General features: G+C 57.8%; 19 protein-coding genes, 1 tRNA gene and 1 pseudogene. 8 read left to right on the forward strand and 13 right to left on the reverse strand.

Annotation, left to right across the window (positions count from 1 at the left end):
• Nucleotides 1-136 precede the first annotated feature (136 nt).
• The 3 genes from ACSYSO_RS04785 to ACSYSO_RS04795 all read right to left on the reverse strand — a co-directional run bounded on the left by ACSYSO_RS04785 (nt 137) and on the right by ACSYSO_RS04795 (nt 3853).
• A complete protein-coding gene (locus ACSYSO_RS04785; RefSeq protein WP_489798167.1) occupies nt 137-1114 on the reverse strand; it encodes a sugar ABC transporter permease in 978 nt (325 codons plus the stop codon).
• Entirely contained in the window at nt 1107-2552 is a 1446-nt protein-coding gene (locus ACSYSO_RS04790; protein WP_491701612.1) for a carbohydrate ABC transporter permease, read from the reverse strand. Before ACSYSO_RS04790 ends, ACSYSO_RS04785 begins: the two co-directional genes overlap by 8 nt.
• A 74-nt stretch (nt 2553-2626) precedes the next feature.
• Nucleotides 2627-3853 (reverse strand): extracellular solute-binding protein, encoded by a 1227-nt coding sequence (locus tag ACSYSO_RS04795; protein ID WP_491701613.1) that lies wholly within the window; start codon nt 3851-3853, stop codon nt 2627-2629.
• A 393-nt stretch (nt 3854-4246) separates the two neighbouring features.
• Here ACSYSO_RS04795 and ACSYSO_RS04800 point away from each other — a divergent pair, with 393 nt between their 5' ends.
• Both ACSYSO_RS04800 and ACSYSO_RS04805 read left to right on the forward strand, forming a co-directional pair.
• Complete coding sequence (locus tag ACSYSO_RS04800) at nt 4247-5977, forward strand: alpha-amylase family glycosyl hydrolase (RefSeq protein ID WP_491701614.1); 1731 nt, start codon at nt 4247-4249, stop codon at nt 5975-5977.
• A 108-nt stretch (nt 5978-6085) separates the two neighbouring features.
• Entirely contained in the window at nt 6086-6895 is an 810-nt protein-coding gene (locus tag ACSYSO_RS04805; protein ID WP_489760953.1) for a TraX family protein, read from the forward strand.
• A 28-nt stretch (nt 6896-6923) separates the two neighbouring features.
• Here the strand turns inward: ACSYSO_RS04805 and ACSYSO_RS04810 are convergent, their stop codons facing one another.
• Nucleotides 6924-7943, reverse strand: a complete 1020-nt coding sequence (locus ACSYSO_RS04810) for a LacI family DNA-binding transcriptional regulator (protein ID WP_489760954.1) — start codon at nt 7941-7943, stop codon at nt 6924-6926.
• Between the two features lie 259 nt (nt 7944-8202).
• Between ACSYSO_RS04810 and ACSYSO_RS04815 the strand changes: the two genes are divergently transcribed.
• Nucleotides 8203-8961, forward strand: a complete 759-nt coding sequence (locus ACSYSO_RS04815) for an SDR family NAD(P)-dependent oxidoreductase (protein ID WP_489760955.1) — start codon at nt 8203-8205, stop codon at nt 8959-8961.
• A 92-nt stretch (nt 8962-9053) separates the two neighbouring features.
• Nucleotides 9054-9314, forward strand: a complete 261-nt coding sequence (rpsT, locus tag ACSYSO_RS04820; RefSeq protein WP_489760956.1) for a 30S ribosomal protein S20 — start codon at nt 9054-9056, stop codon at nt 9312-9314.
• Between the two features lie 74 nt (nt 9315-9388).
• On the opposite strand, the gene ACSYSO_RS04825 is transcribed toward rpsT, so the two are convergent.
• The gene (locus ACSYSO_RS04825) at nt 9389-9982 is read right to left on the reverse strand and encodes a hypothetical protein (RefSeq protein WP_489760957.1); all 594 of its coding nucleotides are present in this window, start codon (nt 9980-9982) and stop codon (nt 9389-9391) included.
• Between the two features lie 135 nt (nt 9983-10117).
• Complete coding sequence (locus ACSYSO_RS04830) at nt 10118-11242, reverse strand: GuaB3 family IMP dehydrogenase-related protein (protein ID WP_489760958.1); 1125 nt, start codon at nt 11240-11242, stop codon at nt 10118-10120.
• A gap of 120 nt (nt 11243-11362) precedes the next feature.
• Here ACSYSO_RS04830 and ACSYSO_RS04835 point away from each other — a divergent pair, with 120 nt between their 5' ends.
• Nucleotides 11363-13054 (forward strand): type 1 periplasmic-binding domain-containing protein, encoded by a 1692-nt coding sequence (locus tag ACSYSO_RS04835; protein ID WP_489760959.1) that lies wholly within the window; start codon nt 11363-11365, stop codon nt 13052-13054.
• A gap of 1 nt (nt 13055) precedes the next feature.
• Here ACSYSO_RS04835 and ACSYSO_RS04840 read toward each other — a convergent pair whose 3' ends face one another.
• The 3 genes and pseudogenes from ACSYSO_RS04840 to ACSYSO_RS04850 all read right to left on the reverse strand — a co-directional run bounded on the left by ACSYSO_RS04840 (nt 13056) and on the right by ACSYSO_RS04850 (nt 17620).
• Nucleotides 13056-13430, reverse strand: a complete 375-nt coding sequence (locus ACSYSO_RS04840) for a peptidoglycan DD-metalloendopeptidase family protein (RefSeq protein ID WP_489760960.1) — start codon at nt 13428-13430, stop codon at nt 13056-13058.
• Nucleotides 13431-13995: 565 nt separating this feature from the next.
• Nucleotides 13996-15930: an acyltransferase family protein gene (locus tag ACSYSO_RS04845; protein WP_489760961.1), complete on the reverse strand. Its 1935-nt coding sequence runs from the start codon at nt 15928-15930 to the stop codon at nt 13996-13998.
• A 485-nt stretch (nt 15931-16415) separates the two neighbouring features.
• Nucleotides 16416-17620 (reverse strand): annotated as a pseudogene (locus ACSYSO_RS04850) (MFS transporter).
• Nucleotides 17621-17797: 177 nt separating this feature from the next.
• Here ACSYSO_RS04850 and ACSYSO_RS04855 point away from each other — a divergent pair.
• Both ACSYSO_RS04855 and ACSYSO_RS04860 read left to right on the forward strand, forming a co-directional pair.
• A complete protein-coding gene (locus tag ACSYSO_RS04855; RefSeq protein WP_489760962.1) occupies nt 17798-18145 on the forward strand; it encodes a MerR family transcriptional regulator in 348 nt (115 codons plus the stop codon).
• Nucleotides 18129-18314: a hypothetical protein gene (locus tag ACSYSO_RS04860; protein ID WP_489760963.1), complete on the forward strand. Its 186-nt coding sequence runs from the start codon at nt 18129-18131 to the stop codon at nt 18312-18314. The genes ACSYSO_RS04855 and ACSYSO_RS04860 overlap by 17 nt, the downstream gene beginning before the upstream one ends.
• Before the next feature lie 777 nt (nt 18315-19091).
• Here ACSYSO_RS04860 and ACSYSO_RS04865 read toward each other — a convergent pair.
• Both ACSYSO_RS04865 and ACSYSO_RS04870 read right to left on the reverse strand, forming a co-directional pair.
• A tRNA-Ala gene (locus ACSYSO_RS04865) sits at nt 19092-19164 on the reverse strand.
• A gap of 300 nt (nt 19165-19464) precedes the next feature.
• Nucleotides 19465-20724, reverse strand: coding sequence for a hypothetical protein (locus tag ACSYSO_RS04870; RefSeq protein WP_489760964.1), 1260 nt, complete (start codon nt 20722-20724; stop codon nt 19465-19467).
• Nucleotides 20725-20889: 165 nt separating this feature from the next.
• Between ACSYSO_RS04870 and ACSYSO_RS04875 the strand changes: the two genes are divergently transcribed.
• Entirely contained in the window at nt 20890-21294 is a 405-nt protein-coding gene (locus ACSYSO_RS04875) for a pyridoxamine 5'-phosphate oxidase family protein (RefSeq protein ID WP_489760965.1), read from the forward strand.
• Between the two features lie 125 nt (nt 21295-21419).
• On the opposite strand, the gene rsfS is transcribed toward ACSYSO_RS04875, so the two are convergent.
• A complete protein-coding gene (gene rsfS / locus ACSYSO_RS04880) occupies nt 21420-21803 on the reverse strand; it encodes a ribosome silencing factor (protein ID WP_489760966.1) in 384 nt (127 codons plus the stop codon).
• Nucleotides 21804-21881: 78 nt separating this feature from the next.
• Nucleotides 21882-23264: a bifunctional UDP-N-acetylglucosamine diphosphorylase/glucosamine-1-phosphate N-acetyltransferase GlmU gene (gene glmU, locus ACSYSO_RS04885; protein ID WP_489760967.1), complete on the reverse strand. Its 1383-nt coding sequence runs from the start codon at nt 23262-23264 to the stop codon at nt 21882-21884.
• Nucleotides 23265-23287: the final 23 nt, after the last annotated feature.

Below are 23287 nucleotides of genomic sequence, written 5' to 3' on the forward strand. Positions count from 1 at the left end.
ATCCTTTCCCGGTCGTGGCTGATGGCGGAGAATCCGACGGCGAAGACCTGCCGTCACAGGCATGCGGCAAGACAAAGCCCCACCATCCCATGGGATTGAGGTGGCGGGGCGATGCAGCACCATCAAACGGAACGAGTCAGCCCTTCGTGGACCCGTCGGTAACGGACTCCTGATAGAAGTTCTGCATGATGATGAACAGGATGGCGATCGGAATCGAGACGCAGACGGCACCTGCGGCGAAGCGCGCGTACCACTGGTTGATGTACTCCTTCTGCAGCATCTGCCACAGACCAAGCGCCACAGTGTAGTTGTCCTGCGTGCGGGCGATGGCCTTGACCATCACGAAGTCAAGCCACGGCGACAGGAAGCTAGAGATGGTCTGGTAGACGATCATCGGCTTGCACAGCGGGATGATGATCTTGGTGAACACCTGCCACTTGGTGGCTCCGTCAAGGTAGGCGGCCTCGTCAAGCGATTTGGGGATGGTGTCCATATACCCCTTCATCACGTAGAAACCGGCACCGGCTCCGGCCGAGTAGACCAGAATCAGCGCCACCAGCACGAACTTGCCTTGCGTCAGGCCGAACGTCTTCAAGATGAAGTAGATGGCAATGACCGACATGATGCCGGGGAACATGCCGAGCACCAGGTTGATGTTCATGAACGCCTTGCGTCCGCCGAAACGCAGACGGGACATGCAGAACGCTACCGAGAGCAGCAGGAACAGCGATATCACGCATGAGCAGCATGCGATGAAGAACGTGTTGAGGAACATGCGGGGGAAGTTCAGCACGTCGGTCTGCGTAAACAGCTGTTTGAAGTTGTCAAGCGTGTACTGACGTGGGAAGAACGTGTTCTGATATGGCGATGGGTCCTTGTTGAAGGCCTCGAGGAACACCCAGACGATGGGCAACAGCCAGATGACCGCCAGGATGGCCAGAAACAGGTGTGTAAACACGTCGCCTAGGATTCGGCGTTTGCGCTGGTCCTGCCAGAACGGCGTTTTGGTACGCGCTTTGGCTTGGACGGCGGACGTGTTATGTTCGGCATGCTGAGAGGTTTGAACCTCGTTGCGTTCGGTGGCGCCTGTGGTGGCGCGAGTTGAGCTAGGCATTGAACGCCTCCTCGTTCTTGTACGATGCGGAGCTGCGATAGGTGAGCAGCGAGATCGTGGCGAGCACGATAAACGTCAGGATGCCGATTACCGCACCAAGGTTGTATTGGGATTTATCGACCGTAAGCTTGTAGAGCCAGGTGATGAGCAGGTCGGTCTTGCCAGCGGACTGGCCGACCGGTGTGGGGCCGCCGGCGGTAAGCAGGTAGATGATGTTGAAGTTGTTGATGTTGCCGGTGAAGGTGGTGATGAGGTACGGGGTCATCACGAAGAAGATGTAGGGTATGGTGACGTTGCGGAAACGCTGCCACCAGTTGGCTCCATCGAGCATGGCCGCCTCATACTGGTCGGCCGGAATGTTCTGCAGGATGCCGGTGATCTGCATGATCGTATAAGGAATGCCGACCCACAGATTCACGATGATGACCGTGACCCTGGCCCAGGTGGCATCCGAAAGGAATGGCAGCGGGCCGCTGGTGACACCCCAGTTCATGAGCAGACGGTTGATGGCGCCGTCCTGCTGGAGCATGGTGTTCATGACCAGCAGCGAGACGAACTGCGGCACGGCCACCGACATGGAGAAGCATGCGCGCCAGAAGCCTTTGAACCGCGTGGTCTTGCGGTTGATAATCATGGCTAGGAACATGCCAAGGAAGAAGTTGAGGAATGTGGCGAAGAATGCCCAGACCAGCGACCAGCCCAGCACCGAAAGGAACATGTTCAGGTTGATGTCGTGGCTGGAGGTGGACGAGCTGAACAGGCGGCCGAAGTTCTGCAATCCGACCCAGCTGAACAGCACAGTATGGTTCTTGTCATAGCTGGTGAACGCCATCGAGATCATGAACACCAGCGGCAGCACGGTGAAGACGATGATGCCGAGCGTGGGAAGTGTCATCAGCCCCACCGCAGCATTGGAGTCGGCGAGCGAACGCACGTCCTGACGGAAGGTGAGCGGCACGGAACCGTCCTCCAGTGTCGCCTGAGCCTTGTACGCGCTACGTGCGGAAAGCACCGACAGCAGCACAAGGGCAACGACAGCGAACACCGCCATGACGCCGTACAGCAGAATCTGCACGGAGTTGTCGCCGGCCTGATACACCCAGAAGCCGTCGACCTTCACTTTGGTCTGCGTGGCGGTGCCGAGCGTGCCGAATTTGGACAGGTACTTCACGCCGCTGGTGGCCAGATAGGCGATGATGCCGACCTCGCACAGCAGGAACAGCACGCCTTTGGCGAACTGCCGGCGCACCAGGTTGCCCAAGCCGAATATCAGGAACGAACCCCGGGTCACTATATCACCCCTGCTCCAGGCATTCCTGGCGGAATATGGCGACGGTGTCAACCCGTCGGAATTCACGCGCACCGTGGCGCGTTTGCTACGCTTGTCATGGTTCGCCGGCCGACGTCGCCGCGTCGGGGCTGCCGATACTTCACTCATAACCGTTTCCTTCACCTTAAGCGCTCCGGCCGCCGGGAGCATCACACTCACCGGCGGCCGGAAGATGCTCGGTACTACTTCTTGTAGGCCGCGGCCCAATCAGCGGTCTTCTGTGCCGCGTTGTCGACGGTGACCTCCTTGTTGGTCAACGCCTTGCCGAAGTTGTCGCACGGATCCCAGAAGTCGCCCATCGCCGGCAATGTGGACTGCACACGCGCCACACTGGAGATGGTGTCCATCTGCGCCTGGGCGGCGGGATCTCCCGTGACGCTCGAAGCCAGTGACTTGTCGGAAGGCACTACGGAACGCATCTCATAATGCTTCTTCTGTGCCTGCGTGGAGCCGAGGAAGGCGGCGAACTGCGAGGCGACCTTAGGGCTCTTGGAGTTCGGGTTGTACCCTACTGCCTTGGAGCCGGCGAAGGGCGCAATGGGATAGGTTCCGGAGTCGGTGGTAAAGGTAGGCGGCACCGCGGCGGCGTAATTGTCGCCCAGAGCCTGCTTGGCGTTGTCTGCATCCCAGGTTCCCGAGAAGAACACGTCCGCAGTACCGTCCTTGAGCGCCGAAAGACCGGCGCCGTTGTTGTCAAGCACGAAATTGGGGTTGTTGACCAGTTTCGCCAAATAAGTGGAGACATCGGCAGCATGGTCGCCCAAGTTGATGCCGTCGCTCTTCTGGTCGCCGTCCTTGCCGAATACGTTGGCGCCGGCGCCGAGATAGAATCCGGGCAGGTACCACGAGTTGCCGAGATCGAAGCTCACTTTGCCCTTGGAGAGCATGGTGTCGAGCGACTTGATGTCGTCGGCGGAGAACTTGGACTTGTTGTAGTACATGAACCAGGTGTTGCCGGTGTAAGGAACGCCGTAGATCTTGCCATCCTCGCCGGTAACGGACTTGATCATCGATTCGTCATCCTGCTTCTTGACCTGCGCCGCGGCGTCGTCGCTCAGTTCGCCGATGGCCTGGGCTTGGACGAGCAGACCGAGCTGATCGTTGGCAAAGAGGTATACGTCAGCAGCCGCGGACGGGTCCTGCTTGACGGTGGTGGCGGCATCGCCTTCGGCGACCACGGAGTTCTTCCATGTGATCTTGTAGTCGGGATGAGCCTTCTCGAACTCACGTTCCATAGTAGGCAGCCAGGAATCTGATTTTGCCTGATCTTCAGACGAGCTCCATACTGTGAGATTCACGTTCTTGTCGTCGCCGGAAGCACTGGAGTCGGAACCCGAGCCGCATGCAGCGACTCCCATGGTCAGCGCCAAGGCAAGGCCCGCGCCCATAATCCGCTTTACGTTAGTCATCTTTGACCTCCTCAATATCTGAGTTCTCTTCTTATATGGCAGGCAAATCCCCAGCTCGTGCGCCACACGCTGCACAGCATCTGCGCGGTACAGCACCGTAACTGTCGTTGTCTAAGTCAGCAGTGTACACGGTTTTGCAAACGTATGCAAATTCATATGACATCTGACGCCACAAACAAAAGAATTCCTTCTCTCCCATACCCTTCTCTTCGCCGCTATACGCCATATTTCGCCTTTTGCGGGATACAGAACACGCGCATCATAGCGTACAGAAAACACCGGTCTGCTAGCGTTTGCATAATCCTGTAGTATGTAGACTGGCAACAACGCCACCAGATACAGGCCACACCGGTTCGACGACGAACACCACAACACCGGAGTTAAGGAACGACGATGAGCGAAACCTCACAGAAACAGCGACAGCAGGCGCAGCAGCCACAACAGCAGACACCGACACCTCAGGCAACACCTCAACCACAACCGGACCCGCATCGCAACCGAGAACACACGCTGCCGCCTCGCCCGAAGTGGCTGGAAGAAGCCAGATTCTACGAGATATATCCGCAGAGCTTTGCCGACAGCAATGGTGACGGCATCGGCGACATCCCAGGCATTTGCTCAAAACTCGATTACATCAAAGACTTGGGATGCAACGCACTGTGGATCAACCCGTGCTTCGACTCTCCCTTCAAAGATGCCGGATACGATGTGCTTGATTACCGCAAGGTAGCCCCCCGCTACGGCACCAACGACGATTTGGTGCGACTGTTTGCCATGGCTCACGAACGCGGCATGCACGTGCTGCTTGACCTGGTGCCAGGCCACACCAGCGAAGAGCATGAATGGTTCCAGCAGAGCCGCAGACCGGAACACAACGAATACTCAGACCGTTATATTTGGACCGGCAGCGCGATGGAAGGCTACTCCATGCCGTTCATCGGAGGCGAAAGCGAGCGCGACGGCGCCTATATTCTCAACTTCTTCAAATGCCAGCCAGCGCTGAACTATGGATTTGCCCATCTAGACAAGCCTTGGCAGACGCCTCCGGACTCCCCTGCAGCATTAAGCACCCAGCAGGCCATGATTGACGTCATGGAATATTGGCTCGCCCTGGGCTGCGACGGGTTCCGGGTCGACATGGCCAACTCGCTGGTCAAGAACGACGGCGACGACAAGCCGGAAACGATCAAGGCCTGGCAGCGCATGTTCACCACGGTCAAGAACGATTACCCGAACTCCGCTTTCGTTTCGGAATGGGGCGTACCCGAGCAGGCACTGCAGGCTGGGTTCGACATGGATTTCTACCTGGACTGGCGTTGGGACGGCAATCCCAACGGCTACGCCATGATGGCGCGCGACACCGACGACCCGTTAAGCCGGCAGGGCGACGCCAGCTACTTCAATGCCGACAGCGGTCAAAGCGCCACACGATTCCTCAATGAATACTTGCCACGGCTTGAGGATGCGCAACAGCTCGGCGGTTACTTCAGCCTCATCACCTGCAACCACGACACCCCCCGACTGGCGCCCCGTCTGAGCGAGCGCGAGCGCAAGGTGGCCTACGGCATGCTGCTCACCTTGCCCGGCGTACCGTTTGTATATTACGGCGACGAGCTGGGCATGAGCTACCGCAAGCTGCACACCAAAGAGGGCGGGTTCTCGCGCACCGGCAGTCGTACCCCCATGCAGTGGGATCATAGCGCCAACCTCGGCTTCTCCACGGCGCCTGCCAGCCAACTGTACTTGCCGGTGGAAGATGAACGAACCACTGCAACGGTAGCCGATCAGAGCGGCGAGAGCGATTCCATGCTGAATTGGGTGAAATCGCTGCTGCACCTACGCGATACCGTGCGCGCGCTTGATGCCGGCGCGCAGTTGCAGGTCTTGGCCGCGGCAAGCGAGGGGCGTTCCTTGGTATACGAGCGCTTCTCAGATCATGCTACCGACGATGACCGGCGGGTGCTCGTGGCACTCAACCCGGGCACTCGCGAAGAGCAGGTGAAGCTACCGGAGAACGTCCGTATGCATGCGGCTGTCCGAGCCGCGACCGCCCTCGGAACGGTGCAGCCTCTGGACGACGCATTGCTGATCGGACCGCAGAGCTTCGCGGTGTTTATCATGTAGGCTGAGCGTCGCACAGGAAACTCGTCTCGGAGGTTATCTACTTGGATACAAAAGTGACCGCCACCGGCGACGATATGATACGAACGTCACCAGCCACAAGGAGAGACAATGAGCAGGAACACCAGCAGACAACGTAGCGCAGACGGCACCGGTATACGCCGGGCACGGCGGCGCGGTCTCTCCGACTTTCGTATCAAGATAATCGCAACCGCACTGCTGGCTGTCGGCACTCTCGGCACCACCATGATTCCGGCATTGGCCGGCACCGCTGGTTCAGGGGCCGCGTTGCGATCCGATGCAAGCCAAATGACCATGACCGGGCTCACGCTCACCGTGGTGAGCGAAAGTCTGCTATGGGCAGCCGCTCCCCTGTATTCCTGGCTGTTGGTTCAGGGACTTCGTCATACCCGCAACCTAGGTCGATACATGGCAAGCCTGCTGGTCTTGGCCCTGCTCGCCGAAGTGCCTTACGACCTCACCACCACCGGCACGAGCGTGGACTGGAGTTCGCAGAACCCGACGTTCGCTCTCTTGGTAAGCCTGGTTGTGCTGGCGGCCATCCGTTGGGCGAGATCGCTGCCGGCCAGTCAGAGGCGACTCGTGCAGGTGCTGGTGACGGCGGCCGGATTTGCCTGGATGCTGATATGCCGGGTGGGTGTGCGTCAGCAGTTCATCAACCTCGGTGTGCTCACTTTGGCATGCTGTCTTATCTTCTATCTGTGCCGCACCGAAACCGTCATGATGTTCGGTGCCGGCTTGTTGGGCGCCCTGTTTGGCGTCACTCCGGCTTTTGGCGTGGTGGCACTGCATTGGCGTAACGAGGAGCTGGGATACGACCGGAAGCACAGCTTCGTCAAATACGCGTTTTATGCCTCATACCCTCTCATACTGCTGGTATGTGCGATAACAGTGATGTAGTACATGGACGGCTTATGCCCACTGCCGTTCAACCGCGATCGAAGGTGGCGTCAGTGCCTCGCAGCACCAGTTGCGGTCGAACCGTACGGAACGGTTCGACCAGACTGTTGCCGGCAATGAGGTCGAGCGCCTGTTTGGCTGCCCACTGCCCCATCTCCTTGGGATCCTGTCGCATAGTGGTCAGGTCGACAGTATCGGCGTTAGGACTGTCATCAAAGCCGATAATCGAGTAATCCTGCGGGCTGATATGCCCGTACTTGCGCAGTTTCAGCAGCACCGGTATGGCCATCATATCGGTCTGGCAGCAGATGGCGTCAGGAAAATGCGACAGCCCAAGCAGGGCCGCCAAGGCCGAGTCGGCAAAATCGCGCCCACGTGGCACCTCAAGCACCTCCCATTGCAAATCCCGTTCCGAGGCCGCCTCGCACGCCTTTACGAACCCGCTCGTGCGCTTGTCGATACTGGAATTGATGGAATTGCTTTGCGAACACACATAGACGATATGGCGGTGCCCGAGATTGATGAGATGCTGTGCCGCCGTATACATGCCCTGCTCATCATCAATGCTCACCGCCGCGTCGAACCCTTTGACGCTGGGGGTGTTGATACCCACAATCGGCACATGGATACGCTCGAGTCTTTCCACCTCATGGCGCGCCACCGCGAACGAAGCCACGAATACCGCATCCACATTGCGTCTGACCGGTAGGTTATCAAAAAAATCACGTCGGTTTTCCGCAGTGTCAACGTGCTGAAACAGCGAGATGTCGTAGCCGGCAGGATGCATCACCGATTCGATTCCGGCAAACACCTGCGTATTGAACCAGCTGGTAATCTCCTCGTTCATCAGCATGGCCACACGGTAGGTTTGGCCCGACTTGAGCGTTGTGGCGGAACGGGATATGTTGAAATCCAGACTGTCAGCGGTCTCCAACACCTTTTGCCGCGTCTTGTCCGACACCAGGTCCGGGCGTGTGAATGCGCGCGAAACCGTCGAAATAGAAACCCCCGCAGCCTTGGCTACATCTCTGATCCCTGCATTCGTCATACGTGTTCCTTCCTCACAGACAGCGCCATCGTTACCCTACTGTGCTCCAACCTACTGCATACGTTCGCAAAAGGGAAGCTCACGGCGTTCCTGCTCTCAGCAAGCACCCTATCTAACTTGATTTCCATCCAAAACCTGAGTTCCGCTCGTCATCCAGCAAAACACTGGTATCATGAGAACAACTCCGCTCTGCAATGCAGCAGCACGAAGCCATGTACCGTGACTCAACGCCGTGGTACGGCACAAGAAAGGAACAAAGATGTCTGAACGTCTAACAGGAAAAGTAGCCATTGTCACCGGCGGCGCGGATGGTATGGGCGCCGCACACGCACGTCTCTTCGTTGAGGAGGGCGCCAAGGTGGTACTCACCGACATCCAAGAAGAGAAAGGGCAGCAACTGGCCGAGGAGCTTGGCCCCAACGCCCTGTTCGTCAAGCATGACGTCACCAGCGAGGAAGACTGGGCGCACGTCGTCGAAGAGAGCGAACGTGCCTTCGGTCCGGTCACCGTACTGGTCAACAACGCCGGCATGAGCTACAGCAGCAAGTCCGAGGAAATGAACGATGCCCAATGGCAGAAGGTCGTGGCGCTTAACGAATCCTCGGTCTTCTACGGCATCAAGCATGTCATTCCATCCATGCGCAAGGCCGGCCAGGGATCCATCGTCAACATCTCCTCGGTTTCCGGCTTTGTCGGGCAAGCCGGCGGCCTGGCTTACAACGCCACAAAATTCGCGGTTCGCGGCATGACCAAGAGCGCCGCACTTGAGTATGCCAGCGACCATATTCGTGTCAATTCCATTCACCCCGGCGTGATCCGCACCCACATGATCGACGAAATCATGGCTCGCGGAGGTGAAGGCAAACGCGTCACGGAAGAGATGGTTGGCCAAATACCTTTGAAGCGTATGGCCGAGCCCAAGGAAGTCTCCTACGCAGTGCTGTTCCTCGCTTCCGACGAAGCAAGCTATATTACTGGCACAGAGCTTCTGGTGGATGGCGGCACCACCGCTGTGTGACTTGGCGTAAGCCCATGAAACCGTTCGGCGCGGGGACATGGTATATTAAACCTTGTATGTCCTTAAAGTCGTAACCGTTGTTTGGAGTAGATGTGGCAAACATTAAGTCGCAGAAGAAGCGCGTCATCACCAATGAGAAGGCGCACAAGCGCAACGTGGCAGTGAAGTCCGGTCTCAAGACCGCGATTCGCAAGACCCGCGAGGCCGTCGAGACCGGAGACAAGGCTGCAGCACAGGCTGCGTTCAAAGTCGCCGGACAGAAGCTCGACAAGGCCGCCGGTGCCGGTGTGATTCACAAGAATCAGGCCGCGAACCGCAAGTCGAGCCTGGCGCTCGCCGTCAACGCGCTGTAAAGCTGAGCCCTTTCGGGCCGGTGTTTAAGGTGGGGTTGCAATCGCAAGGTTGCATCCCCACCTTTTCTTTTGTCTCATCCCAAGTCCGCCAACGTGCACACCCAACGTGTACCGTCGAGTTTCAGCACCAGCGTAACCCAATATTCAGCGCGACTGATGCGCAGACGTACCGCGATCTCGAACGTGGTCGGACTGATCATCATGCCGTTGACCAGCGTCGGCATTACCGGCAGGTAGCTCAGTTCGTTGCGTTGTTCGGGATGGTTGTTGAGGTGGTTGGCCACCAGCCATGCCATAGTCTCCAGCTTGCTGATGCACGTGCCGGTCAGCTGCCGGTTGAGTGTACGCCCAGGCACACGCTGGCGCACCACATCCACCACGGTGCAGGCTACCCTGCACGCGTGCATGGCAAAACGGTCGCACTGATCTGGATCAATCAACGCCTGGAAACAATAGGCGAAGTGGTATGGTATCGGAGCCGAGGAAAGCTCTACTTGAATATACCCGTCGCACTGCGGCAACCCATTGCGCTGCTGTGAAACCACTGAAGACGCGGCAGCAGAGCCAAGCGAAACTCCCATGGGCGGCTGTGCCACGCCACCATCTGTGAGCGCAAGGACGTCACGGCAGCCCTCATCCGCCTTGCTGGTGCCTGCTGTTCCTGTCATGCGCTACTCCCCGGTCGTGCCGCCTTTGCAGGTGGTATGCCCGGCGCAACACGAGCGCCGGGATTTCATCACACCAGATGGGAGCACGATAAGCAACGTGACATGGAAAATTTCAATGCTTATTTTCGCATGTGCTTATCGGATGCCCGCACCAATTACGTCAACCTCGCACTTCTGGAAGCTTTTTACATCCAAATAGCCCGTTGTGGCCATGGTGCGGCGCAGCGCTCCGATAAAGTTGGCCGTCCCGTCCGCATTATGACTGGGACCATAGAGTATCTGCTCGAGCGGTGCCACCGTGCCCACGTCGGTACGGAAACCGCGTGGCAACGTAGGATGACGAGCCTCGGCACCCCAATGCATGCCCTGCCCAGGAGCCTCAGTGGCACGCGCCAAGGGAACGCCAAGCATCACCGCGTCCGCACCAAGAGCAAGAGCCTTGATGAAGCTGCCCGATGTTCCCATGCCGCCGTCGGCAATGAGCTGCACGTAACGGCCGCCGGACTCGTCCATGTAGTCACGCCGCGCTTCGGCCACATCGGCGATGGCGGTAGCCAACGGAGCCTGCACGCCCAATGTGTCGTTCGTGGAAGAGACCGCTCCCCCTCCAAAGCCGACCAGCACACCCGCAGCACCGGTACGCATCAAATGCAGGGCCGCAGCATAGCTCGCCGCACCGCCAACAATGACCGGCACATCGAGGTCGTAGATGAACTGTTTGAGGTTCAACGGCTCATGGTCGTACGACACATGTTCAGCCGAAACCGCGGTGCCACGAATCACAAACAGATCCACACCGGACCGCACCACGGTCTTATAGAACTCCTGGGTATGCTGCGGAGACAACGCTCCGGCCACCGTGACACCAGCCGCACGAATCTCCTGCAAACGCGCCTCGATGAGTTCAGGTTTGATCGGTTCCGCATAAATCTCCTGCATGCGCGCAACCGCCTGATCGCGATCCAAACGCACGATCTCATCCAGCAACGGCTGCGGATCCTCATACCGGGTCCACAAGCCTTCCAGATCAAGCACACCAAGAGCGCCGAGCTCACCCATGGCAATAGCGGTCTGAGGACTGGTGACCGAATCCATGGGAGCTGCCAGCACCGGCACATCGAACTCATATGCATCGATTTGCCAAGCCGTCGAGACCGCCTGTGGGTCTCTTGTCCTACGCGAAGGCACGATGGCGATGTCGTCGAGGGAATAAGCGCGACGGCTCTTTTTGCCGAGGCCGATTTCAATTGCTTCACTCATGCTTGCAAGAGTAGTGCTCAGGCGTGACGAAAACGGCGGAAAATGAGGCTGCACAAACCGGCTATATTCCCCTCGAGATAGAATCAGGCTGATTCCAGTACGAGGTCGGAGGAAACAGGGATGACAGTACCAAGCTCACGCTCCCGCCGCCGGGTATCCACCTTGCTCATGGCCTGTGTCATGGTGGCTACTCTGGCGGCCTGCGGACAAAGTCCCACCGTGAACGCCGCAGAAACCCCAAACGTAGACGCTGCATCTGCCAGCAACGCACAAGCTGCCGTGTTCATCCCCTCCGACAGCATTACCATCTCCCAGCACACCCCTTTGAACAAGTGGACGGCTTTCGCCCCCCGGTTGGTCTCTGCGCTACGTAAAGCAGGTCTGGCCAAAGACGCCATCGTACAGAAGACCTCACCGTCGCAAGCCAAGCAGAACGACGACCTGGAAGATTATGTGGAACATCATCTTGTCGGCGAGGCTGCAGCCCGCCGCACCACCTTGTTTGTGGCGCCGGCTCAGGCACAGTCCCAAAGTGCTACGGTGCGCCAATACGGCGACTATGTGAGCAATGCACAGTCAACACTCCCAACCGCGTCAAGCAGCGGCGAGGGCAGCACAACACAACAGGAACCGTCTCAAGCCGATACCGCAACGAAACGGCAACACGAAGAGCAAAGACTGGCTCAGACGCTTGGAAAAGCGCACAAAGCAGGAGCACATGTCACACTCATCGCTTCACAGGTTGCCGATTTCACGCCTGATGCCTATGTGAGCCTGTCCACGCCCGAGGAGATTGGCGCGCTGCAGGCCAGTCAGCTGGTCAGCAAGCTGGCATTGGACAACACCACAGCAAACCATCCCAAAGCCATCGAGGTGCTGTTGCCGGCGGATGCGGGCGACCAGAAAAGTGCGTCGGATGACGCCAAGTCCTCTGATAAATCATCAGACAAATCCTCCTCTGCTCAGTCACAAGATGCCAGCAAGTCGTCTTCTGCAGCCTCAGACTCGTTTAACAAAGCCGCATTCAGCGGTATCTGGTCGGTATTGGCGCCGTATTTCCAGTCAGGTCGCGCCTACAGCCCCTCTGGCCTAATCACCGCGTCCAGCACGAACGACGACTGGAAGTCGCTGACCTTTGAGGCGCGCAAGTCCTCGCAGATTCGCGAGGCGTTGAGATCGCGTCTGCAGTCCGGCTCCACCGGCGACCGCGCCTCATCCCCCGCACACATCGACGGCATCATCGCAACGAACGATTTAACGAGCGATGCGGTGACCGCCGAATTGCAGTCGTTGAAATACCATGGCAGTTCAGCCGACATTAATCCAGACATCACCATCCCTAACATTGTGGGCAGCATCACCGGCAAGCGCACCTTGACCAAGCAAGCCGTCCCCAAACCCCAAGATGCCGGTGTCGCAGGTGCTCCTGCCGACGGCGAAGCGGGCGATGCCAAAGGAACGAACGGCAATACCACCGCACCTTCCACTCAACCCAACGAGAGCGGCGACCTGACGTGGCCTATCGTCACTGGGTACGGTTCATCGATCAGCATCATCCCCAACATTGTGGACGGCAAGCAGTGGGCCACAGGGATGGAGGACATCACCGGCATTACCAGCGACATGGCCGCATTGGCGTTGGCGTTCAGCGACCGTACTCCGCTCGATCAGGTTCCCTCCACCAGTATGCAGCAGGTCGGCCAATCCACCGTTCCTGTGCTTCATAGAGGCCTCGTCGCAGTGAGCGCCGGTAATCTCAAACACGAGCTCATCGATCCCGGGTACATCACCATGGCCGATGCCGGACTGTGAGTTACCCATCGTCTGCCGGTTTCAGCACGATTTTTCGGTTGGATACCAACCTCTCCGGATCGTAATATTGCCGTTCCTCACGTCTGACACCCCAATGTACGCATGAGGCTTGGCAATGGTCGGACCCTCCGCTCACCACAGCGAACGGCATGCGCTTGCGCACACTCGCACCCACATGCAACTCGCTGGCAGCTGGCTCAAAAGTCAGTGTGAAGGCGGATGACTGTAGACTGACCACGCTTTTACCAGCCACTTCCCCGTTGAAGCTGACGATACCGTCGTCTGGCGCAAGCAGCGTCGTGCCCGGCAGCGCTTCGAGGTCGAGACCTCGATGCCCGGCACTCCACTCCTGCTCAGGAGCTTCAAAATGTCGCATCACTTGGTGGGGTTCCACAGGCCATGCCATCACAGCCGTGCAGGAAGCCTGCGCATGGTCATACGCCTTCCCACGCACTCTTGGCTGGCTTATGGCAAATATATCTCCAGATGAAGGAAACTCCTTGCCGCCGGTACGCCCACTCACGGGCGTCACGGAAGCCACACCGCACCGGATTTGCCGCACGCGACTCGTATGGACAACAGCCTGCGTCATTCCGATTCCTTGAGGTATCAGAGTCGTAACGCACAGTGACAACACGACCGCCATAAACACTATTGCCATATAGCTGGCGCGCGTACGCTGTTGCCATATCTCCTCACGCCAACTGAGCAGTCTGCGTATCCGTCCTGCCCGTTCCCGATATTCCCTCCGTTTACTGTTCATCGCGCTTCTCCTGCCTGTGTGAGCTTCCATGCCCATCAGTATGCAGGAGATGAAGGTGCAACTGTGCCGTTTTGAACCAATGTGGACGAATGGTCTGCAATAATTTCATGTTCTGCGTGTCGTGGTATTGAACACGCGGCAAACAACGCTTCTGACAGTGCGTATCATATTGTTACCGTTATTGGCCGCACAATCCTCTCACCACCATTTTGCCGAACGCCTGACGCCCACCATCAGCCCCCGGTGTCAGGTGGATGCCATCGTCGTAGAAGTATTCCGGATGATTCTCACTAACGGCATACCAGTCCAGTACACCGACATTGCGGTGCCGGGAAGCCACGGAGACAAGCAACTCATTGTTGTCGTCTTGCCAGGCCACCGGGCCACGCACCGTAGTGAAGTACAACGGCTGACCATGCACCGCAGAGATCAGGTTTTCCACCTGTTCTCGGTTCGCGATACGGCCATTGGTGCCAAGTGCCACAATCACCACGCTGCCCGTGCGCCCCTGATTCGCATACTGCTCATACAAGGGTTGCGCAGCGCTGAACCCACGGCCGACCTTGTTGTCTTGCACCGCTGCGGGAAGGAGCTGCTGCACATAGCTTTGCGCCCCCATCTCCACCGAATCGCTGATGATGAGAGGATTGGCGCTGCATACTCCCGTGGACCGGTCCAGCGTCCACTGCCCAGCGTCGATATTCGAGGGCACTTTCCCCGCTTTGGGCACCAGCTGCGGAGGCAGTCCCAGCGTCGGTTCAGGCACTTGGGAGCGCCGCACCACAGGATGCCCTGAAATCGCTGCACCCAAATCCGACAGTGAAAGCATGGTGCCACGCAACGACTGAGAACGCTTGGCAGCCATGCCGTCAACGCCGTTTGGGGCAACGTTGCATACGAGCACCACCACTAGCCCCAACACCGCCAGAACCTTGGCCGGAAGACTGATTTCACCAAGCACCCCCGCATGGCGTCGCTTTGCCTGACGTGCAACTTCGACACCCCGGTAAAACAGTTCCGCAGCGCCCCAAATCACCAGCATCTGCACTCCCCACTGCCATGCGGAGGGCCGGGACATGCGTGTGGCCGGGTTCATCAGCTCGAGCAGCGGGTAATGCACCAGATAAATCGAGAAAGCGCGCGATCCCAAGTATTGCAACGGCGCCGATGCCAGCACCCGTGAGCACAAGTTGGTGGGTTCAAGCACCACCACCAGTAGGAATACCACTACGAGAGCCACAATCTGGTAGCCGCCTTGATAGAGCGCGCCATCCTCACCGTTCACCGTCATGTACATGACCATCAGCGCCAAGACCAGACACCATCCGGCCACACCGAGGGCAATGCGGGCGAGTTTTGAGGTAGCGGCGAACGCCCCGCCCTCTTCGGTCCTTGCAGACCTCCGCCCGCGGTCTTCCATCACTAGCGCCAGCAAGGCTCCGATCAGTAGCTCAGCAGCGCGCGAATCTAGCCCATAATACGCGTGCGCGTCACCCTGAGCAGCAGCCCCCTGCCATACCATGACCGCAGTGGAGCCTGCAGCCAAAAGCGCCGTGGACAGCAGCTTCACCGCTTTGGTGCATCGCAACCAGTTCATCGCCCACAACACCATCGGCCACAAGACATAGAACTGCATGATGAGCGCCACAAACCACAGATGCGTCAAGGGAGAAGGCAGGCCGGACGCGGCAAAATACGACACTTGCCGCACGATGTAGGTGACGTTGGTAACGAAGAAGGCGGCAGAAAGCGAGTCTGCACGAAACTTCGGCAGTAGACCCGGAGAGAAGATGTAGAGGATAGGGGCCAGCAGCGCAATCATCGCCAGAACAGGAATCATCAAACGTTTCGCTTTGCGCCACAGATACGACCAGTAATCCAGCCCTCGCTCTGAGTTGAGGCGACGCTCCACGCTGACCGTGGTCAGGAACCCTGAGATAACGAAGAAAATGGTGACGCCAATGAACCCGCCATCCAACAGTGAGGGACGCGTGTGGTATGCCACCACGCCAAGAATGGCCAACGCGCGTAAACCATCGATGGCACCAATACGACCATGATGCGTTGCCCGACCACCACCACGCAAGATGGCGGCGCCGGCTCCCCTCGACATGACATCCTTGGCTGACAGGCCACGGAACATCGACACACCAACCTCGATTCACTCGGGCACCGCACTGGCAGTTCGGACAACTATCGCGCCGCTGCATGTGCAGCAACCTCGGTGAAAGAATACCAACGGGCATGGAGCGTTCATTGCCAAGGAACCGAATGCTGCAACTCAGCCAATATCCAATGCCGATATGCCGCCATCATCACAGACCAACCCGCGGCACCCCTCCCGTGAGCCCACGAGTGGGTACAGTTCGATCAATATCACACTCATTTATGAACGAACTGTACCCACATCGGTCACTCAACAGCATTAATGCGTACGCTGCAATCAACGTACCACCCAATACCGGCCGAAATGTACCCACACCCATAGAATTTGGAATTATGACATTGCCAGTCCACGACATTCTCATCAGAATACGTCGTTTCGTTAAGGTGTGACGACATGACACGCCTTTGGGGAAGAACTAGTAGACATGCCTATCAATCCTTTTTCAATGCACCTGCCGCAGCGTAGATGAGCATCGATAGCGAGAAGGCGACCACCACAATGACGGCGATGCCTTGGTACCCGCGGGTGGCAGCAAAGACCGGCCCTGCGATAGCACCCTCGATGGTCACGCCCAAGTACATGGCGGCGTTCGTCAGTGCGGAAACGGTGCCGCGGGCGGCGCTGGTCTGCTGCTGGGTCTGGTTCATCATGACCGGCAGCATGAAACCGGCGGCCATGAGGGCGAGCACCAGCAACGCCACAGCGAACCACACATTGGTGGCCACGAAGGTCAATGCGTAAGGGACGCCCATACCCAGCGCGCCTGCGACGAGCGAGCGTGCGGTGCCGAGTTTGGCTGCGATCTTCGGGCCGACGATCGAACCGATGGTCTGGCCTGCGCCCACGGCCATCAACGCGCCGGAGGCCCAGGCCTGTGACATGCCGAAATCGCGAGTGAGCCACGAGCTGATGTAGGTCATGCCCGACCAGCTGCCGACCATGAACACAAGGTAGGCCAAGAGGGACAGCAGCAGTTTGCAGTTGTGCAGCACTTCAGAATACCGCGCGAACGGATTGCCCATGTGTGTGCCGGCCGCGGGGCGGACGTGTGGGAACATGGCAGCCAGCACGATGACGAGCAATACTGCCAGGCCCGAAACCACGTAGAACGGCATGCGCCAGTTCGCCACGGAGAGCAGTGAGCCGATCGGGATGCCGGCACCTGGGCCACTGCCAAGCCCGTGGTAGCGTATCCCATTGCGGAAACCACCTTGTTCGGCTCGACTACCACGGGGATGGTGGCGTAGATCTGCGAGCCGACGAACGCGGACGCCACGCCGGCAAGGAACCGGGCGGCGAAGAGCGTCGGGAAGTTCCAGGCGAAGCCGCACAGGCAGGTGAAAATGGCGAAACCGGTGACCCCGCCGATGATGACGGCCTTGCGATCGAGCGCGTCGGAGATCGGGCCAGCGAACAGAGCGCTTACGACGAAGCCGATGGCGTAGGCCGAGACCAGCAGGCCGCCAAGGGCCGTGGGGATGTGGAGCTCGCGTTGCAGCACGGGCAGCAGCGGGGCGGTCAGGAAGGTGTCGGTGCCGATGACGAACTGCGTGCAGAAGGCGAGCAGGCCCATATGGGTGTTTGGCTTCGCCGCTTCCCCGTACCCAACTTCGGATGGATTAGTGGATGATGTCATGAACGTTTCCTCTCATGTCGAAATCATTGACATGTCGAGCGTATAGGTTGACACTAGTGTCAAGGTCAAATGGATACGGCATCATTTGCCCCAGGCGAACACCGAAACACCAACCGTCGCTGCAAGCCGGCTTAAGCATGGAACCCAGCCAGGAAACTCGAATAGAGAGGAACAATCATGCACATCGGGGAACTCGCCCATCAAACAGGGTTGAGCACGCGCCAAATCAGGTACTGGACGCAACATGGCTTAATCTCCGAGCATAGGGACACCAACGGTTACCGGATTTATGACGATATCTCAGTGGCGAGAGCACTACGTATTCACGCGCTACTTGAGGCAGGGCTGAGCATGGATCAGGTTGGGAAAATCGGCGATTGTCTCGATTACGATCAGGGCGTTTGCGAGCGAGAACGCGCCCTGCTTCGTGCCAAGCGCAGACAGATAGAGGCGAAAATCAACTGCCTGCGCCAAGCTCAGCAACTTATCGACGATACGCTGTCACAACATGATGACGCGCAATGAGATTAAAGCAGTCCACATTCTGTCACTGACAATACTCAAATATTACAATGCACCTGATTTGATGGCAGGCAGATTCCGCAGGCTTGCAAGAGGATTGGGCGAGACGGAAGCACAGCTTGCAGATGGATTCTACCGCGAGATGAAAACGACAAAAGAAACCAAAACATAGGCCAATTACGTTTCCCCTGATCTGCTTAGTGGAGACAACAATGATGTGTAGGTTCGTGCTGCTGCACGTTAGCGAAGTTCGTTTTTAAGTGAACCAGACCGGTGACGTGATATCCACCAACGCTTCACCAACCACGCACACCAACTAAACAGGAGGAAGACGATGACCACACCAAATGCAAACCAACGCATCCCAACATCAGCTTCATCCCCACCCGGTTCAGCCAACCACCAATTCAACGCCACTGTACACAAGTATGCTGATATACCACAGCATCTAAGTCATCTGCGCGAGCTGCCAATGCCAGAGCGTTGCCTTTGAGAATCTCGATGATCAACCTCTCACCCCCCCATCGGCCTTATATGGCATCAGACTGAGGATTATTGGGTTATTGGTCAGAATGTGTATCTTTTGGGTACGCGGTGTTGCGGGAGTAAGAGATCAACTGCTTCGAGACGTGGAGGCATGAACCATGTTGACGATACGATGCCATGCAGTTGTGCTTTATCCGGCTTGTAGACAAGCCAACCGAATAATCCAATCCAGTCCCGTGTCGGCTGTTTCCTGTCCACCTATTTGTCCATTAAAAAATCAGAATCAACGGAACCGTAACAGTGCCATATGGCGATCACATAGCCAGAAACTAGTCATAACCCACACCGGCATCCAGCAGACATACAATCGTACTGAAGACCCACATCCCACCGATTACTATATCGATTCGAGGGTAAAAGAAAACCGCGGAATATCAACATTCCGCGGTTCTGTTATATCGGGTGGAGCTAGAGAGATTCGAACTCTCGACCCCCTCCATGCCATGGAGATGCGCTACCAGCTGCGCCATAGCCCCGTATTCATTTGTTGCCTTCCTTGCGAAGACTTCATCAGTCTACACCATCCCCCGATATCCGCAAAACCGGCGTGTCGCACAACGAGCACACAGACCGATCACACCACCCATGACGCCTGTGCCACTCCACCAGCAATACACACCAGTAACGCTGATGGGTTGCAACCACATTCATGATTACAACCCATCCGCACGCCCTTTAAGGCATATCCAGCACCACACGGCCACTGCTGTCCCAGCTTCCACCGCTCCGCGTTTGACGCAAAGCTCGGTGCCGCAGAAATACCAAACACCGTTGGCTCACTGCACAGTACCCGGTTTGTTCGAGGACACGCCACCCTGCTGACCGTTGCTAGGGTTTGACGACGAGTTTTCGCCTTGCCCATCGCCCGACGAGGAACCGCCTGCGTTGGGCCCGGAGTTCGCACCGTTGCCTGACGAGGCGCCACCACTGGCCGCATCCCCGGGATTGGTGGGAGTCGACGTGCCGTTGGAGCCCGAAGAGTTGCCATTCCCTCCAGTCGAGCCGTGTGAATTGGAGGATCCCGAACCGCCCGTATTCCCGGACTCGTTACCGCCGATCGTACCGTTTTCACTGCCGGAATGGTTCGACTGTCCGGACTGTCCTTCCCTGCTACTCGAACCGGTATTCCCCTGCGTTCCGTTCTGCTGATGACCGTCAGCATTCCCGTCGCGCTTGGGGGTCTCAGTTTTGTTTTGCCCGTCGCTCGACCCGCTCTTGCCATCACCATCATTCGAATCAGTGCTCGGCGTCTTGCCGTCACTGTCGGAATCGGGAGTACGCGTAGACGAGTTGTTGACTATATCACGCACCACGTGGTCAGTGCCTTCGCCTTGCGTAAGCAAGGTAATCACTCCTGCGGTCACAGCAACGCCGATCAAGGCGGCAACTACCGCGATGATGATGGCTACACGCTTATTGCGCTGCTGCACCTCACGCTGTTTTGAGGCAGAGAGCACGCCGTGCTCACCGTTTGTGGGGCTCACACCCGTACCGCGCGACGATGCCGTGCGCGAGGCTGCAGCAGAACCGGCCGCCGGCATGACCCTCGTCGCATCGGCGCCATCGGCAGTCCCGATAAGCTGCGTCGCATCGCCCTTAGTCTCATCCTGGGCAGCGTATGAGCTTCCGACCATCGTCTGCTGCGCGTCCTGCTCGGCCCCCGTTCGGCCACGCGCCAGAGCGGAGAGACTGTCGCTGCCCTCACCGGCGAAGATCATGGTAGTCGACCCCGACGCATTGCCATGATCACTTTTTGCCGACTGCCCGGACGTTCCGATTACTGTCGTCTGCTCGCCATTCGCTTCGTCCTCATCGCCCTGATCCACAAACGGGGCTGCCGTCTGCAGCTTTTTACTCGACTCTTTCAACACGTTCTGATAGATCTGCGAGGCCACCGCTGAAATCACAGAGCCAATGGCAACGCCGATCACCGAACCGGCGATGCCTATTTTCGCAGACAGCAAAAAAGAAGTGACCGCGGCGAGAGCACCGGCACTTACTTGCGTTACGGAGATGCCTTTGAAAAAATTCTTCACACGCTTCATCATAGATGACGAACTTAGCAACTCGCTGAATGCGACGCTACCTTCACAAAACCTCCTCCGGTGACATTGCTCACACATGCCTCCAGTGAACATCCTCAAACTTAAGGGATGGGATGTAGACTAGAGGTGTCAATGACCGACTTGAAAGGAGTTGCCATGGCAACGTTAACCGCAGAAATGAAGGATTTCATCAACAACAACCTCGCGTGGATCGCCACTTCGAGCAAGGATGGTCAGCTTGACCTCGGCCCGAAGATGTCGATGTTCGTGCTCGACGACAACCACTTGGCCTACCACGAGCGTACCGCCGGGCAGCACTACAAGAACCTTGAGGACGGCAGCGACCTGGTGGTGTGCTTCGCCAACTTGGAGTCCAAGTCCGGCTACCGCTTCCGTGGCAATGTGACGCTGCACAGCGACGATGCCATCTACGAGAGCCAAGTCAAGGTCGCCGAAAAGAACGGCACCAAGAAGCCCGCCGTCATCCCGGTGCTCGAGATCACCGAGATTCAAGACCTCTCCGCTGGAGCCAAGGCCGGCACCACCATCTCCAAGGACTGATTGGAGTAGCGGCTGTAACTTTTGCCGCGCATACTAAGAAGGGCGACCCACACCATGCGGGTCGCCCTTCTTAGTTGTATTCTCATCGAAGTACAGTCACATCGTAGTACCGTCAGTCAGCACCATCAATCCTGAGCCTGCGGTTCGGGCAGCTGAAGGTCGATCGCCGGACAGTCTTTCCACAACCGTTCCAGATCATAGAAGGCGCGGTCTTCCTCGTGCATGATGTGGATGACGAAATCACCGTAATCCAACAGCACCCAGCGGGCATCCTCAACACCTTCACGACTGATCGGTTTGATGTTGCCGGACTTAAGATACAGATCCTTTTCGACCTCTTCGGCTACGGCAAGTACTTGACGCTCGTTTGACGCGGATACGATCATCATGGCATCGGTGATCGCCACCGGCCCTGTGACATCGAACGCCACGATATCGGCACCTTTGACACGATCCGCAGCAACGGCTGCGATGCGCAATGCCTCGACTGAACTTGATAATGCAGGCATGAATTCTCCTTGTATACTGCAGGTATCGTCTTGTTCGCGAATTTAAGCTTTGGCCTCACAACGGCCAAACCATTGTTTCTAGCGTTCCCAGGCTGGTTTCCAATCTTCCACCACATGCTGTGAATTCTCGGAGTACGCCATGCTGCCGTCCGGCACGTCATGCCTGATCACCGAGCCTGCACCAGTGGTGACACCGTCCCCGACCGACACCGGCGCCACCAGCAAGTTGCCGGCTCCCACGTGCACATTCGAACCGATATGCGTATGGCTTTTGTGCACGCCATCGTAGTTGGCAGTGATGGTGCCGCCGCCCACGTTGGTATGCTCTCCCAAGTCGGCATCTCCCATGTAACTCAAATGCGGCACCTTGGTACCGGCACCGATATGCGATTTCTTCATCTCTACGAACGCTCCGGCCTTGGTGTCGGCTTCCAGATCATTGCCGGGGCGCATGTACGTCCACGGGCCGATATTGGCACGCTCACCCACATGCGATTCCTGGACACGCGAACGCTCCACGGTAGCTCCTGCTTCAATCCGCGCATCGATCAACGTAGTGTAGGGGCCGACGACCGCTTCGCTCTTGACAACGCTATGCCCTTGCAGGAAGCAGCCCGGCAACACGGTGACGTCCTGTTCCAGTTCCACATCGTCGTCGATCCACGTGGTGCTCGGATCGAGGATGGTCACCCCTGCCCTCATCCAACGTTCACATGTTCGCTCATTGTGCCGTTTGGCTAAGGTTGCCAGTTGCACTCGATCGTTCACACCTTCCACACTCAGCGGGTCGGGAGCGGCGAACGCTCCGACCCTGCCTGTCGTGCGGGCGGCTTCGAGCGCATCGGTCAGGTAGAACTCAGCCTGTGCGTTCTCAGTGTTGAGACCGGCGATGGCGCCGGCAAGCACACTGGCTTCAAACACATACACCGACGTATTTACCTCTCGCACTGCAAGTTCCTGATCGCTGGCATCACGTTGTTCTACGATGCGTAGCACGTTGCCGTCATCATCACGGATAATACGGCCATACCCTGTCGGATCCTCCAAGTTGACGGTGAGCACCGTTGCCCCGTTGCCAGCAGCGGTGTGAGCATGCAACAGTTCATTCAGCGTCCCACTGTCCAGCAGCGGCATGTCACTGGCCGCAATCAGCACCTGTCCGCTCAACGCACCCGCTTGAGACACCTGTTCCATGGCACATTGCACCGCCCGACCGGTGCCGGGAATCTCGTCCTGCTGCACCACGACGGCATCCGCATCATACGACAGCGCAGCCTGGGCCACGCGTTCGCCCTGATACCGCACCACCACAGCGGTTGTCTCCGGATCCAAGTGTGAGACAGCGGCCATGACACGTTCCAGGAAAGTTTTCCCAGCCAATGTATGCAACACCTTGGGAGTGTTGGAACGCATGCGCGTACCCTCTCCAGCCGCCAGAATAATCGCTGCGGACAATGCCATGCCACTCCGCCTTTCGTGACGCA

It is taken from the genome of Bifidobacterium sp. ESL1130, assembly GCF_058507935.1.